Below are 17,488 nucleotides of genomic sequence, written 5' to 3'. Positions count from 1 at the left end.
GGCGGGGACCCGGACGTACAGGACGTGCCGGCCCGCCGTCCGCACGAGGACACGGTCCGCCGCCGCGTACAGCGGCAGCAGCACCAGGTCGTGCAGGACGGCCGCCCCCACGAACCACAGGCCGACCCCGAACCAGTCGTCCGCGAGCAGCCGTACCCCCGCGTACCCGGCGAGCGCGAACGAGCAGACGAGCAGCAGGAGTTGGAGGGGGCGACCGAGGGGGATCCGCATCACAGGTCTCCGAACGTCAGCCGGGCCACCCACTTGGTGTTCAGCACACCGGGCGCCGCGGGCACGATGATCCGGGCCGGGTGGCCGTGATCGGGGGTCAGGTCCGCGCCGTTGACGGACAGGGCGAGCAGGGAGCGCGGGTCGGCGACCTGGTTGGCGCGCAGGGCGGCCCGCCGGAAGGAGCCGTGCCGTTGCAGCGACTCCACGAAGACGTCCGGCGGATCGTTCTCGTAGCCGACGAGCGCCGCGAGGTCCCGCAGCCGCACGCCGCGCCACGACTGGTCGGAGGTGGACCAGCCCTCCACGCAGGCGATGGGCAACGCCGAGCTGTGCAAGGGGAGTTGGAGGAGGTCGGCGCGGCTCAGGCGGACGGTGCGGCCCGCGCGTCCCACGACGACCAGCCGCCAGGCCTCCTCGCTCGTCTCGACCGGGTCGATCCCGGCGTACGCGGCGGTCTTGTTGATCTGGAAGCCACCGGGTCCAAAGGCCGGTTCGGCGCCGCCGTGCGGGGCCAGGAGGGCCGTTCGGCGGAGCACGCCGTCGAAGCTCCGCCCGGCCGTGGTGAGGAACAGCAGCAGCGAGCCGCCCCCGACGAGCCAGAGGGCACCACGCCGGGACACGGTCGGCTCGGCGGGGTCCGGTGACACCGGCTCGGTCTCCTCTTCCCGGAGTCGGCGCAGATTCCGCAGGGCGAGCGGCAGCTTCAGCACGGCGTGCGCGAGGAACGCGGCGAAGAACACCCACGCCCCGTAGAAGTGCAGCGGATAGAAGGAGCCCGGGAAGACGTAGTCGAGCTGGACGTTGAGGACTCCGGTCACGAACTCGAAGAGCGCGCCGCCGACCAGCAGCAGGAGGGAGAGCCGTTCCAGGGCGTGGGTGAGCGAGCGTGCGGGCGGCAGCGTGAACAGCTTGGGCGCGACCGACCACAGCTTGGCCAGCAGGACCGGGATCAGCGTGATGCCGAGGGTGACGTGGACGCCCTGGTTCAGCCGGTACAGCCAGTGCGGGTCGGTCGGCCAGGAGAAGAGGTAGAACCCGAGGAGCCCCTTGTCGGGGGTCTTGTCGTTCACCGGCGACAGGTCCGGGTTGTAGGCGGCGTACGACAGCAGCCCCGTCACGAACAGCAGCGTGATCCCGCCGAGGAGCACGACCCCGAGGACCGAGGTGAGCCAGGGACCTCGCAGCGGGCTGCGCCAGAAGGACGGGGAGAAGGGAGACCGTGCCATGCCCCGACCGTAGGCCCGGCCCGCCCCGGAATCGGGTCGGCGAACCATGACGAAAGTCTGACGTCAGCGCACGTCAGCCGCTCGGAGGCAGCCACGCGGCCTAGCGTTCCCCCGTGAACAGGAACCTCCTGCGTGACCTGTACGCGGCCGGGTGCGCCGCGGTCCTGGTGGTGGCCGCCGTGGTCGTCGGCCGGGCGATCCAGCACCGGGACGCCTCCCTCCGCGTCGACTGGCCGCCCCTGCTGGCGAGTTGGGATCCGCATGTGGGCCCCGGTACCCCGGCGGCGGTCGTCGTCGCGGCCGCGGTGGTCGTCCACGGCCCCACGCTCGCCGCCCGGCTGCCCTGGCGGTCCCTGCTGTTCGCCGTGTGGGGCGCGGGGATGGCATGGACCTGGTCCCTGGCCCTGGTGGACGGCTGGCAGCGGGGTGTCGCCGGGCAGTTGACGAGCAGGAACGAGTACGTCCCGGTCGTCGGCCGCTTCCACGACATCCCGGCGGCCCTGCGGGACTTCGACCGGCACATCCTGATCGGCTCCCCGGACAACTGGCCCGCCCATGTCGCCGGGCACCCCCCGGGAGCGACCCTCACCTTCGTCCTGCTGGACCGGGCCGGGCTGGGCGGCGGGGGCTGGGCGGGGGCCTGGTGCATCACCGTGGGCACGACGGCGGCGGTCGCGGTCCTGATCGCCGTACGGACCCTCACCGACGAGTCGCTCGCCCGCCGGGCCGCGCCCTTCCTGGTGCTGGCCCCGGCCGCGGTCTGGGTGGGGACCTCCGCGGACGGGTACTTCGCGGCGGTGGCCGCGTGGGCCGTCGCCCTGCTGGGCCTCGCGGTCCGGGGGCACCGGCCGGGACCGGCCGGCTTCGCCTCGGGGCTGCTGTTCGGGCTGACGGTGTATCTGTCGTACGGCCTCGCGCTCATGGCCGTCGTCGCGGGGGCAGTGCTGCTGATGGGGTCGCGTCGGCCCCTGGGGTTCGTCCTGGCCGGGTTCGTGCTGGTGCCGGTGGTGTTCACCGTGCTGGGGTTCGACTGGTGGGAGGCGTATCGGCTGCTCGTCACCCGGTATTACCAGGGCGCGGGCGGGGTGCGGCCGTACGGGTACTGGGTGTGGGCGAACCTGGCGGGCACGGTGTTCATCGTGGGTCCTGCGACGGTGGCAGGGGTGCGGAGGGCCGTCGCCCGGCTGATGAACCGCCGTCGCCCGTCGCACCTCGTCCCCGCGCCGCCGGACCGTGCCGGACCGCGGCTCGGTCTGCTGGTGTGCGCCGCGCTCGTGGCCCTGCTCGTCGCCGATCTGTCCGGGATGAGCAAGGCGGAGACCGAGCGGATCTGGTTGCCGTTCGCGGTGTGGCTGTTGCCGGCGTGTGCGTTCCTGACGGGGGCGCGGGGGTGGCTGGCCGGACAGGCCGTGCTGGCGTTGCTCGTCAACCACCTGTTGCTCACCGGGTGGTGAGGCCCGGCGCCGGACGACCGGCACCCCCGCGCGACGCGTCGGTCAGCAGGTGGCCACGCCGGGCAGCCAGTCCGGGCCCTTGATGTAGATGACGGTCATCCACGAGCCGTCGGTCAGCTTCGCCCAGGCGTCGTTGGTGTAGCCCTCGGCCGTGACCTGCTGGGCGTGGGCCTGGCAGACCACGTTGACCGTGGTCGGCTGCGCGAAGTAGTCGACCACGCCGGCGTTGACGTTCGGCTCGCTGTGGGTGCGCACGCCGGTGCCCCAGGTCTGGAACGCCGTGCTGCCACCGGACGGCGGCGGGGTGCTGCTGCCGCCGCAGTCCGGGATGCCGGGCAGCCAGGCGGGGCCCTTGATGTAGATGTTGGTCATCCAGGAGCCGTTGGCGAGCTTGGCCCAGGCGTCGTTGGTGTAGCCCTCGGCGGTCACGGTCTCCGCGTGCTCCTGGCACTGGACGGACACCTGGGTCGGTCCGGCGAAGGTGTCGACGGTGGCGGAGCCCACGCTCGGCGACCTGTGGGTGCGCACGCCGGTGCCCCAGGTCTCGAAGACCGTGCCGCCGTTCGCGGGCGGCGGGACGGGGGTGCCGGAACCGTTGATGCGGACCGCGCCCGCGTAGTCGCCGCCGGTGCGGGCGGACGTGACCCTGATGTGGGTGCCCGACTCGTACGCCTCGACCATCTGGCCGCCGCCCAGGTACATGGCGACGTGGTGGATGTGCCCGCTGCCCCAGAACATCAGGTCGCCCGGCAGCAGCGGGGCCGTGCCCTGCCCGGCGGAGAACCGGGCGGAGGCCTGCGAGGTGTGGAACTGGTCGTCGGCCGTGCCGTTGAGGAGGTCCTTGCCGGTCGCCCGGTAGTAGGCGTACCGCATCAGGCCCGAGCAGTCGAAGCCCTTGCGCTCACCGTCGTGGAGGCTGTCCGGGTCGGAGCCGTCGTAGTAGCCGTAGCTGGCGCCGGGCGTCGCGGCGTGGCCGCCGCCCCAGCTGTACCAGACGCCGATCTGCGAACAGGCCGCGTCGACGGCGGCCTGCGCGGTGGCCGAGGCGCCGGGTGCGAGGACGCCGCAGGTGGCGTCCTGGGCGGCGTGCGCCGGGGCGGAGAAGAACGCGGTGAGGGCGAGGGCCGAGGCGCCCAGGATCGCGCCGCTGGTCCGACGGCGCGTGCTGATGGTCTTCAAGGGGCTCTTCCTTCGTGGACGTTTCGAGGACGTGCGGGCACCGGGTGCCGGTGGCCCCGGGGAAGACGGACGGGTGACGCGGGTGGAGAACCCGGGTGGCTCACCCCACCCCCGTGGGGGTGTGCCACCCGGGTCAGTTGTGCAGCGCGGCGCGCATCTTGGCGAGGCCGCGCAGGCGGTTGCGCTGGACCGTGCCGCGGTGGGCGCCGAGGCGCTCCCCGGCCGTGTCGTGGGTGAGCCCCTCCAGGTCCACGAGGATCACCGCGGCGGCCTCCTTCTCGGAGAGCGTGCTCAGCAGCGCGAGCGCTGTGGCGGAGGCCTCGTAGGAGGCGAGCCCGCCGTCCCAGCCGGCTTCGGGCAGCTCGTCCGTGGTGCGTTCGCGGCGGGAGGGGTGCTGCCAGGAGTCGCGCAGCAGGTTGAGGGCGACGGCGCAGGTGTAGGCGTACGGGTGCTGCTGCCGCGTCAGGTTCTGGGTGCGGGCCCGTCGGGAGAGCCGCAGGTAGGTCTCCTGGAGCAGGTCGTCGGCGTCGTGCGGATTGCCCGTCAGGGCGAGCAGCCGTCTTCGCAGCCGTGGCATGTCGGCCGTGAACGACGCGTCGAAGTCCCCCGGGCTCATCCCGCGGTCGGTCTCGCGCGGCGACGGCGGACAGGTGGCGTGGCTCATGTGTTTCCCCCTTGCGGTGATTCCGTGCGGTGTTCTTCGTGCGGTGTTCTTCGTGCGGTGGTGTCCCGCTCTCCGGGGGTCAGGCCGGAGGGCGGGGCGGGTCGGCGGGGCCGTAGCGGGCGGCCGGTACGCGGCGCAGCAGGGCCCAGTACCGGTCGCCGTACGACCAGTGCCACCACTCGGTCGGGTAGTTGACGAACCCGGTCGCGCCGAGCGCCCGGCCCAGCAGCGCCCGGTTCGCGCGTGCCTCGGCGCTGACGCCGGGCCCGTCGGTGCGGCAGGCGCCCTCGCTCTCCTCCGGGGTGGCGTTGACCTCGGTGCCGAGCGGCAGTTCCCGGCCCGCGTGGTCGCACAGGGTCAGGTCGACCGCGCCGCCGCTGACGTGCGGGGCGACCTCGGGCGGCGAGATGTACGCGCTGGCCAGTTCGCGAATCCGCTCGGGCGTCGCGTCCGGGTGGGCCCGGCGCACGGTCGCCGCGTACTGCTCGAAGTAGCGGCGTTGGAGGGCCGGCGGCCGGTACCCCTCGACCACCAGCAGCCGGATCCCCGCGGGCAGCAGCCGCTGCGCCCGCACCAGCCGCTCCAGCACGCCGGACCTCAGGTGGGCGTAGCTGCCCTCGTCGTCGGCCTGCCGGGGATCGAGCCGTACCAGTCCCCCGGTACGCAGATCGACGAGCGGCTCCCCGCATTCGTCCGGTACGACCGCGGCGACCCGGGGATCGGCGAGCGTGATGATGTCTGTCACGAGAGAAGAGTCGCGGGCGCCCCTGCAATTGCTCTGCAGATCGCCTGCAAGAACCTGACCAGCGGTTCTACAGGACCCTGCAGGACCGAGGGGCGGTATCGGCAGACGACAGGGCCGGGCGGAACGGCCGGCCGGCGCGGGTGCGACGCGGCGGGGTCACCCGACCCGTCACACCCGGCACGGTGAGGGCCGCCCGCCGGGCATGGGCGCCGGGCGCCGCCACGTGCTCCGCTGCATGCCCGGGGCCGGGCCGCGCCGGCATCTCGCGCGGAGCGACACCGGCACGCGGCCCCCAGCGTGTGTGCCGGGCGCCGCGGAGATCCATCGGAAGGGCTAGGCCCGCTCCCGTGCCTCCCGCGCGTCCAGTTCCCGGAAGACCCCCATGGCTTCGGCCCGTGCGTCCGAAGCCGACCGCTCGTCCCCCTCGGCCTCCCGCACCTCCGCCAGGTCCCACAGCGTGCGCGCCCGCCAGAGCGGGAGCCGCAACGCCTCCCAGCCCGACAGCGCCCGCTCCAACGGCTCCCGCGCGCCGTCCGTGTCGCCGGCCGCGAGATGCCACTCGCCCAGCGTCCGCAGCACCAGCGCCTCGCCGAACCGGTCCTGCCGCTCCCGGGCCAGCTCCAGGCAGCGCCCGAGCCGTTCGCGTGACTCGTCCAGGCGGCCCAGCCGCAGCTCCACCTTGGCCAGGGACTGCTCCGTGTACATCACGCCGAACGTGTCGTGGAGCTCGGCGAAGACCCGCAGCGCGTCCCGCAGCAGCCGCTCGGCGTCCGCCCACGCGCCCTCCGCCCGGTGGCACAGGGCCAGTGAGCGCACGGTCAGCGCCTCCCCGTGCCGGTCCCCCTCCGCGCGGTACAGCTCCACGGCCTGCGCCATGGCCGCGCGGGACTCCGGGCCGCGGCCCTGCTCCCGGTGCACGCAGCCGATGCCGTACAGCACCCGGGCCCGGGCGGCACGGTCGTCGGCCGGCACGTACCGCGCCAGGGCCGCGTCGAGCAGCTCCGACGCCTCCGCGTAGCAGGCCTGTTCACGCCGGGCGGTGGCCATGCCGACGAGAGCCTGAGCCATCCCCCGCGGCACGTCGTCAAGCGCCTCGAACAGTCGCAGGGCGTCCCGGAAGTAGGTGTAGGACTCCTCGAACTCGTCCTGCTCGTAGCGCAGTTGGCCCAGTCCGGCGAGCAGCCATGCCTCACCCTCGCGGTCCCCGCTGCGCCGCACCGCCGCCATCGCCGCGGCATGCGAGCGGGACCAGGCGTCGAACTGGTTGTACAGCGCGACCGAGCTCGCGATCAGTGCCCCGGCGAGGTCCCGGGCGGCCCGGTCCAGCCGGTGGTCGGCGCAGTACTGCACGGCCGCCAGCAGACCGGTCTGTTCGGCGGCGAACCAGGCCGCGGGCCGCGCGAGCAGGTCTTCCTCGGCCTGCGGATCGAGGGGATCGACGGGTCGTACGGCCTCCGGTTCGGGGAAGTAGCGTGCCGCGCCGCCGGGGCCCTTCGCCGCGGCCTGCTCGGCCAGCCCCAGCCAGCACGCCACGAGACGCAGCACGGCCGCCGACCGCTCCTCGGCGCTCTCCTCCGACAGACAGCGTTCGCGGGCGTGTTCGCGGGCCAGGTCGTGGATGCGGTAGCGGCTGCGGCCCGTGCCGTCGACGCCGATCACGTCGATGAAGTGGCAGTCCACCAGGCGTTCGACGGCCTCCTCGGCCTCCTCGGTGCCGATGTCCAGCAGGGGACCGGCGATCCAGGCCGCGAAGTCGGGCAGGTCGAGCAGGGCCAGCCGGCGCAGGGCGCGCCGCTCCTGCGGGTCGAGGTCGGCGTAGCCGAGTTCGAGGCTGGTGCGCAACTCCAGGTCCCCGGCGCGCAGTTCGTTGAGCCGGAGCCGCTCGTCCCGCAACCGGGCGGCGAGCCGGCCGGGCCCCCAGTGCGGCCGGGCCGCGAGCCGCGCTCCGGCGATGCGTACGGCGAGCGGCAGCCGCCCGCACAAGGAGACGATCTCGGCGGTCTGTTCCGGTGCGGCGCGGACGCGGTCCGCTCCGGCCACCCGCCGGAGGAGTTCGAGGGCCTCCTCCTGGTCGGGAACGGTCAGTTCGAGGTGGGCCGCTCCCTCCAGTGCCACCAGCCGGCGCCTGCTGGTGACGAGCACCGCGGAGCCGGGTCCTGGCGGCAGCAGCGGCCGTACGTGTGCCTCGCCGTCGGCGTTGTCGAGGATGAGCAGGATGCGGCGGTGCCCGGTGTACGTGCGGTACAGCCCCGTCAGTTCCTCGACCGAGCTCGGCAGCGTCTCGGGTTCGGCGCCCATGGCGCGCAGCAGCCGGGCGAGGGCGTCGGCGGGCTGCAGGGGCGCGGTGTCGGCGGCCCGCAGGTCCACGAACAGGCGGCCGTCGGGGAAGAGTTCGGCGGTGCGGTGGCCGACGTGGACGGCGAGCGCGGTCTTGCCCGTTCCGGAGCGTCCGGAGATCACCCCGATCGGCGGGGCGGTACGGCCCGTGTCGTCGACCGAGCCCAGCAGCGAGACGGCCCAGGCCACTTGGTCCGACCGGCCGACGAAGTCGGCTATGTCCGGGGGGAGATGGGAGGGGGCGGGTCGTGCGGGTGGGTCCGTCGCGGTGCCGTCGGCCGCCGTACGGCCCGTGGTCTGCTGCCGGGTCTTAGAGGCACCGGCCGCCTCCTGGGCCCGAGGCCGGCTGTCGGTGCCGAGCGGTGAGGCGGGGTGGGGTGGCCGGTCCGGGCCGGACGGGGAGGGGGTGTGCGGCCGGCGGCCGGTGCCCGTCGGCGACGGGTCCCGGGGCCGGGGGCCGGTGCCGTGGAGTCCGGGGTCGTCGGTCAGTACCGCCTTGTGCAGGGCCCGCAGTTCCGGCCCGGCGTCGATGCCCAGTTCCTCCCGCAGGACCTCGCGGCCCTCCTGGTAGGTGCGCAGGGCGTCGGAGACGCGTCCGGTGCGGAACAGGGCGGTCATCAGCTGGCCGCGCGGCCGTTCCCGGAGGGGGTGCGCGGCGACGTGGGCGAGCAGGGGCGCGATCGTGCGGTCCGCGCGGCCGAGCTCCAGGTGCAGGCCGAAGGACTCCTCCTGGGCGACCAGCCGCAGTTCCCCCAGCCGGGCCGCCTCGATCCGGGCGAAGGTCTGTCCCAGTCCTTCCAGGGCCTCCTGGCCCCGCCACAGCCCGAGCGCCTCGGAGAGCAGGTCGGCGGCCTCGTCCGTGTGGCCCCGGGCGGCCGCGGTCCGGCCGGACACGAGCAGGTCCTCGAAGCGGCGGGCGTCGACCTGGGAGGCGTCGAGACCGGCGACGTAACCCGGCGGCCGGGTCAGGATCACCTCGGCCGCGCCGACGCGGGCCAGTGCGCGCCGTACCGCGGAGACGTGCGTGGCGACGAGGGCGCTGGCGGTCGCGGGGGCCTGCTCGTCCCACACGCAGTCCACGAGCCGTTCCGTGGAGAGGACCTCACCCAGGTGGACGACCAGTGCGGACAGGACCGCCAGGGGTCTGACCCCGCCGAGCGGGGCCCGTCGGTCGCCCTGCCACACCTCCACAGGACCGAGCAGACGTACCTGGAGCATCGTTCCCCGTTCGCCGTACCGCCCGCTCCACGGATGCGTGTTCGACGATATAGACGGACGGTGTCCGCAGACGACTGGAACGGCGCAGACCTGGCCGGATCCAGACAGTCGGCAGCCGTGCGCGGACCCCTGAGAAGGGCCTGACACCCGGCGCGGCGGAGCCTTCCTCCCGGCTTCCCCCGGACGACGGTTGGCTGGATTTCGACAGCACGCAGAGATGCCCCTCACCTGAGGGACGGCTGGGCCCGGCCGCTCGTATGAGGGCTCACCGATATTTCTCGCGTCGAAGATTCCTGTGCGTCCCGTGCCACACGCGGTTCCGGCCGTCGCCCGGCCGGCGTCGGACGCGGCTGCCTGCCCCGCAGCCGGTACGTCGCCGGCCCTCCGCCCCGTCGTCACCCGGCGTGCTCCGCCGCCCGCAGAAGTCGGCAGGCGAAGAAGCAGGCAGTGAGGACGGATCGCGAGCCGTCCTCGTATGACCGCCGGCGCAGGAAAAGAATTCGGCGGTCCAGGGTCATACGGACGCGGCTTCCGAGGCGTCAACGGATCGTGAGAGCAACCCAGTTCGACTTCGCCCCGGGAGCATGCCGATGAAGCGCGCCGACGCCCTACGCCGGACGGTGGTACCGAGTGGACGCAGCACGCGACGCGCACCCACCGCCGTGGGCGTGATCGCCGCGCTGGCCTCACTCGTGCTGACCGGTTGCGCGGCGGACACCGACGCGGCCCACCGCGCCTCGCCGTCCGCGAGGGCCGACGCCACCGGGGCGGCCGACAAGCTCACCTACTCGCAGGACCTGCGGATCTCCGACGCCGAGCAGCACCTCATCACGGTCTGCATGAGGAAGCAGGGTTTCCGCTTCCAGGAGGAAAAGCCGCTGAGCCTCGATGAGAGCCGGCCGGTCGGCTACGTCCAGGACGACATCGACTGGGCGCGCAGGCACGGCTACGGCAGCCGGATCGCGGCGAAGGAGGACCGCACCCGCCTGCGCAACCCCAACATCGCCTACCGCAAGTCCCTTTCCCGCTCACGCCAGAAGGCCTTCGACATCGCGATGGACGGCGGCCGGGACGCCGTGGTGCTGAAGTCGCCGACGCCGTCCGGCGGCACGATCAGCAAGCAGTCCGGCGGCTGCGCCGCCCAGGCCGAGGAGCTGCTGTACGGCGATACGGCGGCATGGTTCCGCTCCGACGTGACCGTCAGGAACCTGCGCCCCCTGTACGTGGACAAGCTGCTGCGCGACAAGGAGTTCACCGGCGCGGTGAGCGCCTGGTCGCAGTGCATGAACAAGGCGGGCCACCCCTTCCCCGACCCCGGCGCGGCACGCGATTCCACCCGCGAGCACAGCGCGGAGCAGACCCGGACCGCGGAGGCCAGGACCTTCGCGAACGAGACCCGGATCGCGGTCGCCGACGCCACCTGCGCCCGCTCCGTCTCCCTGCGTGCGATCGGCGAGCGGCGCGAGGCCCGCTACGTCGGTGAACTGGCCGGAAAGTACGGCCACGCCCTCGACGCCCACCTTCGGATGGAGCGGCACGCCCTGGCCGTCGCCGAACGCACCGTCCCGGCCCGCACCTGATCCAGGTCGCGCCGGCCCCCGACATCCGTGGCCCCGTGTCACGGACAGACCCCGCGACGACGCTCGCGGACCATCACCGCACCCATCCCACCCACGCCTCCCACGAGGCGCAAGCAGAACAGGAATCCGTCATGCGCAAGCTGACCGTCTCCCTCGCCACCCTGGGCCTCGCGGTCCTCGGCATCGCCATCCCGGCCGCCGCCCACGCGGGTCCCGGCTGCAACGCCAACTGGAACGCGCACGGCCGCGACGGCGACGTCCGAGCCTGGGACGGCACCGACTGCGGCGGCACACTCCTCGGCGTCACCGCGGGCAGCGACCCCTCGTGGGGCGACAACCTCGGCCCCTTCCAGGGCAGCGACGAGAACAGCGCCTCGTCAGTGATGAACAGCGGCTTCGTCGGCGGCAAGGACGTCGTGGCCTTCTACTGGCTCGACAACTACAGGGACACCTCGTACGGCTGCCTCCTGCCGGGCGAGAAGTACGTGGACGACCTCAGCCGGGACCACTTCACCAACAACGAGAACATGAACAACAACATCCAGTCGCACACCTGGGTGGCCTCGACCGCCTGCGCCCCGGGCTCCTTCATCAGCTGAATCCCCCTGTCGCAACCCTGGTTCGCTTGGTCGCCCCGGCATCCCGAAAGGGTGCCGGGGCGACCCGTTTTCGACACCGGCGCCCCACCCCGTGTCGCCCACCCGCCCGCACTCCTTCGACTGCCGGACATTTGAACGTCACACCGAGCGGGAACGTTTCCCTCGTCCCCTCTGCATCGCCTTGCCTCCGTCATGCCCCTTGTCCCGCACGGGATGTGACGCGAAAGGACGACGTGCGCCGTGTCCCTGCTTCCGCTCGAAGGTCCCCCGGGCCCGCTCCCCGCCCCGGCCCCCGCCGCCGCTCCTCCCCCGGCCTGCGCCCCGGCCCCCGCCCCCGCCGGTGCCCGCCGCTCCCTGACCCGTCTCACCCGCCGGCTGCTCACCCTGCTCCCCCTTCTCCTCATCGGCATCTGGGCGGTGCTGGACTGGCGTGCCCTGTACGACGGCACCGCGCGGCTGGCCACCGCCGACCCCTGGTGGCTGCTCGTCGGGCTCTTCTACACCTGCCTGGGCTGGATCTCCGCGTCCGTCGTCCGGCAGGGCGCCCTGCCCGAGCGCCTGCCGCCAGGCCTGCTCGGCGCCTCGCAGTTCGCCGCCGGTGCCGCCAACCACGTACTGCCGGCGAGTCTCGGCGCCCACGCCGTCACCCTGCGCTTCCTCCAGGGGCAGGGCATCCCGCTGGCCCGGGCCACCGCCTCGCTCGCCCTGTACGCACTGGTCAGGCCGATCGCCAAAACGCTGGTGCTGCTCGGCTTCCTGGTCGCACTGCCCGGTCTGCTGCGCCTCGGTGACCTCGTCCCGGACCGGCGCATGCTGTTCCTGCCCGCGGTGGCCGCGGGCCTCGGACTCGGCGGCACACTCCTGCTGCTGACGCTGATCCGTCCGCTGCGCCGCCCCGCGGCCGCGTTCGTACGCACCGCCCTGACCGACGCCCGCCTGCTGCACACCATGCCGAGCCGCGTCCTCGCCCTGTGGGGCGGCGCGGCCGCCGCGCCGCTGCTCCAGGCGAGCGTGATCCACGCGGTCGGCACCTCGCTCGGCATGACGCTGTCCTGGGCACAGGTCGCGTTCGCCTACCTCGCCGCGAGCACCGCGGTCGGCTCGGTGCCCGCACCCGGCGGCATCGGGCCGGTCGACGCGGCCATGGTCTTCACCCTCGCCGTCTACGGCGTTCCGGTGAGCCTCGGCACGGCGGCACTCATCGGCTACCGCGTCCTGACGGTGTGGCTGCCCTTGTTGCCGGGCGTGCTGTGCATGTCCGCCCTCGTCCACCGGAAGGTGTTGTGAACCTCCGGAAACATCCGCACCATTGAATGATGCATTCAACACTCCTAGCATTCTCAGGTGGATTCATTCATCAATCTCAGATGCATGGCCGCCGCCCTGCTGCTGGCCCTCGGCCTCGCCGCCCCTGCGGTCCCCGCCTCGGCCGAACCCCGGCCGTCCGTGCCGGAGGTGTGGCCCACCCCCCAGAAGATCACCGCCGGACCCGGCCGGCTCCCCGTCCCCGACCGGGTCGTCGAGGTCGTCGGCCCCGGCACCGACCCCTCGGCCCGAAGGGTCGTCGAGACGGCCCTCAAGGCTGCCGGGGCAGACCGCATCACCGCCGTCCACGCCGGTGACCGGCCGCCCGCAGCCGCCCTGACCGTCTATCTCGGCGGCCCCGGCGAGAACACCGCCACCGCGAAGGCCCTCGAACGCCTCGGTGCCGCTTCCCCGTCCGGTCTCCCCGCCGGCGGTCATGTCCTCGTCTCCGGCCGCAGTCACGGCCGGGCCCTCCTGGCCCTCTCGGGCGTGGACACCACCGGCACCTTCTACGCGGCCCAGACTCTGCGCCAACTGCTCGACGGCAAGCGCGAGTTGCCCGTGGTCACGGTGCGGGACTGGCCAACCGCCGCCCTCCGCGGGGTCATCGAGGGCTTCTACGGCACCCCCTGGACGCACGCCGAGCGCCTCGCCCAACTCGACTTCTACGGCCGTACGAAACAGAACGTATACGTCTACTCCCCCAAGGACGACGACTACCTGCGCGCCCGCTGGCGCGACGAGTACCCGGCCGCCGAACTCGCCCGGCTGAAGGAGCTCGTCGACCGGGCCGACGCCGACCACGTCCGCTTCACCTACGCCCTCTCCCCCGGTCTCTCGGTCTGCTACTCCTCCGACGCCGACGTCACGGCGCTCACCGCGAAGTTCGACTCGCTGTACGCCATCGGTGTCCGGTCCTTCGCGATCCCCCTGGACGACATCAGCTACACGAAGTGGAACTGCCCCGAGGACGAGCGGGAGTTCGGCACGGGCGGGGGAGCGGCCGGTGCCGCACAGGCTCGTCTGTTGAACACCGCGTGGCAGCGGTTCTCCGCCGGCCACACCGGACTCCAGCCGCTTGAGATGGTCCCCACCGAGTACTCCGACCTCGCCGACTCCCCGTACAAGAAGGCCCTCAGGGAGCAGCTCGACCCGTCGGTGGTCGTCGAGTGGACCGGCGTCGGCGTCATCGCGCCCACCATCACCACCGAGCAGCTGAAGCAGGCCCGCGAGGTCTACGGCCACCCGGTCCTGGTCTGGGACAACTACCCGGTCAACGACTACGTCACCAGCCGTCTCCTCCTCGGGCCCTACACCGGCCGGGAACCCGGCGTGGCCGCGGAAGCGACCGGTGTGACCGCGAACCCGATGGTCCAGGGCGAGGCGAGCCGGCTCGCGCTGTTCACCTCGGCCGCCTACCTGTGGAACCCGCACGCCTACGACCCGCGCCGGGCGTTCCTCGCGTCGGTCCGGGACCTGGCGGTGCCCGGGGCCGCCAAGTGGCTGCGGATCTTCGCCGAGAACAACTACTCCTCCCAGCTCGACCCCACCGAGTCGCCGACCCTCACCCGGCTGATCACCGCCTTCCGCACGGCGTACGAGCAGAACAGCGGTCTCGGCCGGGCGGCGGCCGCGTTGAAGTCCTACTTCACCGACATGGCCGCCACGCCCGCCCAGTTGCGCGCCCACCTCGACAACCCGGGGTTCCTCGACGAGACCTCGCCCTGGCTCGGCAAACTCGGCAACTACGGGACCGCGGGCGGGACGGCCGTGGACCTGCTGCTGGCGAACAAGCGCGGTGACGCGGCCGCGGTCGCGACGTACTGGAAGCAACTCCAGCAGGAGCGGAAGGAGTTGGACGCGATCCCGCAGCAGGTCTCGCCGGGCGTGATGGACCAGTTCCTGTACACGACGATGCTGGAGAACGCCCCCGACCCGGGCGTGGACGCCTCCTTCTCCCCCAGCTCGCTGTCACTGAAGCCCGGAGCCTCCGCGACGGTCACCCTGCACCTGTCCGACACGCAGGCCAAGACCGTCAGTTGGAAGCTCGACGTACCCGAGGGTGTCACCGCCACGCCTTCCGAGGGCACGGCGACCACCCCGGCCGCGGTCACCGTCACCCTCACGGGAAGGACAGAGGGCGTGCACCCGGTCGTCGTCGAAGGCACCGGCATCCTCGACCGCGCACTCCCGGTCCAGGTCACCGACGGCACCGGCACACCGCGAGCCCTGACGGCCAACTTCAGTGGTGCGTCGGTGAGTTCGATCGATCTGTCGACGGACACGACGACGAACATCGCCGTCGGCGACAACCCGGGCGAGGTCGTGGTGAGCGCGGACGGGCGTACCGCGTACGCGGCCAACCAGGGCTCGAACACGGTCAGCGTGATCGACGTGGCGAACGGCAAGGTCACCGCCACGGTCGCCGTCGGCAAGGTCCCCGCCGGTCTCGCACTCACCCCGGACGGCGGCACCCTCTGGGTCGCCAACTACACCGACGGCACAGTGCAGTCGATCGACACGGGCACGCTGAAGACCGGTACACCCGTATCCGTCGGCTCCGGCCCCGAGAACATGGCGATCACGCCCGACGGCAGGACCCTGTACGTGGCGAACATCCACGACGACACGGTCAGCCCCGTCGACCTCACCACCGGCAGGGCGGGCACGGCGATCCCGGTGGGCCCCAGCCCCTTCAACGTCGTCGCCGCACCCGACGGCAGAACGGTGTACGTCTCCAACTCCGGCGGCTCGACGGTGACCCCGATCGACACGGCGACCGACGAGACCGAGCCGACCCTCCTGGTCACCGGCCAGGCGTACGGACTCGCCCTGTCACCGGACGGCCGCACCCTGTGGGTCAGCCCGAGCAACGGAGACACGATCACACCGGTCGACACGGTGACCGGCGCCCCGGGCACCACGGTCAAGGTGGGCAAGTCGGCCTTCGACGTGGCTCTCAACTGGAACGGCACCACGACGTACGTGACGACAGCCGACACAGACGCCTTGGTACCGATCGACGTCGCCTCGGGGACAGCAGGGCCCTCCTTCAGCACCGGTGCCTATCCACTGGCGGTGGCGCTGACTCCCTGAAGGGGCGCGGGGAACTGCGCGACCGGCCCCCACCGGCCCGCAGCTCCCCGCGATACCCCAAAAACCCCAGAAACCCCTACGTGGCCGTACGCCGAACCCGCCCCGCATACCGCTTCTCCAACTCCAGGTTCCCCTCGAACCCACCGGGCACGTTGGCCGACACATAAACCGGCGGCCGCTCCCCCGAGGCGAGCAACAACCCCGAGGCCTCCGCCACCGCCATCTGCACCAGCATCACCCCGGTCAGCGTGGACAGCGCCCCCACCGCCCCACCCCCCGGCAACGACAGCAACGCGTCCCCGACCGGCGCCGCGTTGTCCAGCACGACATCCGCCAGGTCCACGAGCTTCTTCCCGCTCGCGTGCCCGGCCGGCACGGCCGCCGTGTGGGTGAGAGACGTGATCGCGAGGATCCTGTGCCCCTGCTCCTTGGCGTGCAGGGCCATCTCCACGATGACGCTGTTGACTCCGGAGTTGGAGATGATGACGAAGAGATCCTGGGTGTTCGGGGCGGCCAGGTCGTAGAGACGGACCGCCACTCCCGGCTCGCGTTCGAGGAGCGGGTCGTCGAGGACGCTCGGTGCGTCACCGCCGTAGAGGACGAGGTCGGACATCTGGAGCCGGTTCGTGGGCACCAGGCCACCCGCCCGGCCCGCGACCTCCAGGACCATCGCCTGGGAGTGGCCGGTACCGAAGGCGTGGATCACGCCGTCGGCGCGGATGCAGTCGGCGATCAGCCCGGCGGCGCGGCGTACGTCCTCGCGGGCGGCCTCGGTGACGTGACGGAGGACGTCCAGGCTCTGTTCGGCGAAGCCCTGGGCGCTGACTGACTCGACGGACACGCAACACTCCCCACTGATGGATTGAACCACCATACAATCACCAAACGGTGAATCAATAAACCATAGAGCGGTCCTGGTATTCAATCAGTGGCCGAAAGGGTGGCTGATACCTTCCTTGCATGCCTCCGACCGACGTCACGACCCTGATCCGCACCGAACTGCCCCGGCTGGCCGGTTCACTGCGGAAGGTCGGCGAGCTGATCCTGGAGGATCCGGCCGCCGTCACCCACTGCTCGGCCGCCGAGCTGGGCCGCCGCACCGGCACCTCGCAGGCCACGGTGACCCGATTCTGCCGGGCCATCGGCCTGGACTCCTACCAGCATCTGCTGATCGAGCTGGCCCAGGAGCGCGGCCGCGGCGAGGTCTCCGACTGGGGCTCGGCCGAGATCGGCCCCGACATCTCGCCGGACGACAGTCTGGAGCGGGTCGTCCAGGTGGTCGGCAGCGCGGACCTGCGGGCGATCCAGCAGACCATCGAGCGCATCGACCTCGACGCCCTGGAGCGCGCGGCCCAGTCCCTGGCCAAGGCCCGCCGTATCGACGTGTACGGCGTGGGCGGCAGCGGCGCGGTGGCACAGGAGACGGAGACACGGCTGTTCCGTATCGGCTGCCAGGTGCGCGGCTGGACCGAGGTGCACGGCGCGGCCACCTCCGCGGCCCTGCTCACCCCGGCCGACGTGGCCATCGGCATCTCCCACTCCGGTGCGACCCGCGAGACCCTCGAACCCTTCGAGATGGCCAAGGAGCGGGGCGCGACCACGGTCGCCATCACCACGGACCCGCGTTCCCCGCTGGCCAGGGCAGCCGACGTCCGGCTCATCTCCGCGGCCTCGGAGACCAGTTTCCGCACCGGCAGCATCGGCGGCCGGCACTCCGTCCTGATGATCGTGGACTGCCTCTACGTCCGGGTCGGCCAGCTCGCCTACCAGCGCGCCAGCTCCTCGCTCGCCCTCACCGACCACATCACCCCGCAGCACGCGGTGAAGGCACGCCGCTCGCGTTGACCGTGTCCG

Annotated in this window: 12 protein-coding genes; 6 read left to right on the top strand and 6 right to left on the bottom strand. The window is 72.5% G+C overall.

Going from position 1 to position 17,488, the window contains the following annotated elements:
* Positions 1–230: 230 nt before the first annotated feature.
* The gene (locus tag ACZ48Z_RS24035) at positions 231–1,457 is read right to left on the bottom strand and encodes a molybdopterin-dependent oxidoreductase (RefSeq protein WP_468737918.1); all 1,227 of its coding nucleotides are present in this window, start codon (positions 1,455–1,457) and stop codon (positions 231–233) included.
* 113 nt (positions 1,458–1,570) lie between these two features.
* On the opposite strand from ACZ48Z_RS24035, the gene ACZ48Z_RS24030 reads away from it, so the two are divergent.
* A complete protein-coding gene (locus tag ACZ48Z_RS24030) occupies positions 1,571–2,911 on the top strand; it encodes a hypothetical protein (RefSeq protein ID WP_468737917.1) in 1,341 nt (446 codons plus the stop codon).
* Between the two features lie 42 nt (positions 2,912–2,953).
* Here the strand turns inward: ACZ48Z_RS24030 and ACZ48Z_RS24025 are convergent, their stop codons facing one another.
* The 4 genes from ACZ48Z_RS24025 to ACZ48Z_RS24010 form a co-directional block, all read right to left on the bottom strand.
* Positions 2,954–4,090: a C40 family peptidase gene (locus ACZ48Z_RS24025; protein WP_468737916.1), complete on the bottom strand. Its 1,137-nt coding sequence runs from the start codon at positions 4,088–4,090 to the stop codon at positions 2,954–2,956.
* 133 nt (positions 4,091–4,223) lie between these two features.
* On the bottom strand, positions 4,224–4,754 hold the full coding sequence (locus tag ACZ48Z_RS24020; RefSeq protein WP_468737915.1) for an RNA polymerase sigma factor: 531 nt from the start codon (positions 4,752–4,754) through the stop codon (positions 4,224–4,226).
* Positions 4,755–4,833: 79 nt separating this feature from the next.
* Positions 4,834–5,499, bottom strand: coding sequence for a M15 family metallopeptidase (locus ACZ48Z_RS24015; protein ID WP_468737914.1), 666 nt, complete (start codon positions 5,497–5,499; stop codon positions 4,834–4,836).
* A 333-nt stretch (positions 5,500–5,832) separates the two neighbouring features.
* Positions 5,833–9,054, bottom strand: coding sequence for an AfsR/SARP family transcriptional regulator (locus ACZ48Z_RS24010; RefSeq protein WP_468737913.1), 3,222 nt, complete (start codon positions 9,052–9,054; stop codon positions 5,833–5,835).
* A 590-nt stretch (positions 9,055–9,644) separates the two neighbouring features.
* Between ACZ48Z_RS24010 and ACZ48Z_RS24005 the strand changes: the two genes are divergently transcribed.
* The 4 genes from ACZ48Z_RS24005 to ACZ48Z_RS23990 all read left to right on the top strand — a co-directional run bounded on the left by ACZ48Z_RS24005 (position 9,645) and on the right by ACZ48Z_RS23990 (position 15,634).
* On the top strand, positions 9,645–10,634 hold the full coding sequence (locus tag ACZ48Z_RS24005) for a hypothetical protein (protein ID WP_468737912.1): 990 nt from the start codon (positions 9,645–9,647) through the stop codon (positions 10,632–10,634).
* Positions 10,635–10,765: 131 nt separating this feature from the next.
* Positions 10,766–11,233, top strand: a complete 468-nt coding sequence (locus tag ACZ48Z_RS24000; RefSeq protein WP_468737911.1) for a hypothetical protein — start codon at positions 10,766–10,768, stop codon at positions 11,231–11,233.
* A gap of 240 nt (positions 11,234–11,473) precedes the next feature.
* A complete protein-coding gene (locus tag ACZ48Z_RS23995; RefSeq protein ID WP_468737910.1) occupies positions 11,474–12,520 on the top strand; it encodes a lysylphosphatidylglycerol synthase transmembrane domain-containing protein in 1,047 nt (348 codons plus the stop codon).
* A gap of 57 nt (positions 12,521–12,577) precedes the next feature.
* The gene (locus ACZ48Z_RS23990; RefSeq protein ID WP_468737909.1) at positions 12,578–15,634 is read left to right on the top strand and encodes a beta-N-acetylglucosaminidase domain-containing protein; all 3,057 of its coding nucleotides are present in this window, start codon (positions 12,578–12,580) and stop codon (positions 15,632–15,634) included.
* 76 nt (positions 15,635–15,710) lie between these two features.
* Here ACZ48Z_RS23990 and ACZ48Z_RS23985 read toward each other — a convergent pair whose 3' ends face one another.
* Positions 15,711–16,475, bottom strand: a complete 765-nt coding sequence (locus ACZ48Z_RS23985; RefSeq protein ID WP_468737908.1) for a sugar isomerase domain-containing protein — start codon at positions 16,473–16,475, stop codon at positions 15,711–15,713.
* Positions 16,476–16,594: 119 nt separating this feature from the next.
* Here ACZ48Z_RS23985 and ACZ48Z_RS23980 point away from each other — a divergent pair, with 119 nt between their 5' ends.
* Complete coding sequence (locus ACZ48Z_RS23980; protein WP_468737907.1) at positions 16,595–17,479, top strand: MurR/RpiR family transcriptional regulator; 885 nt, start codon at positions 16,595–16,597, stop codon at positions 17,477–17,479.
* Positions 17,480–17,488 lie beyond the last annotated feature (9 nt).

This window comes from Streptomyces sp. NPDC031225 (assembly GCF_055570355.1).
This window is presented reverse-complemented; position numbering and strand designations above follow the sequence as displayed.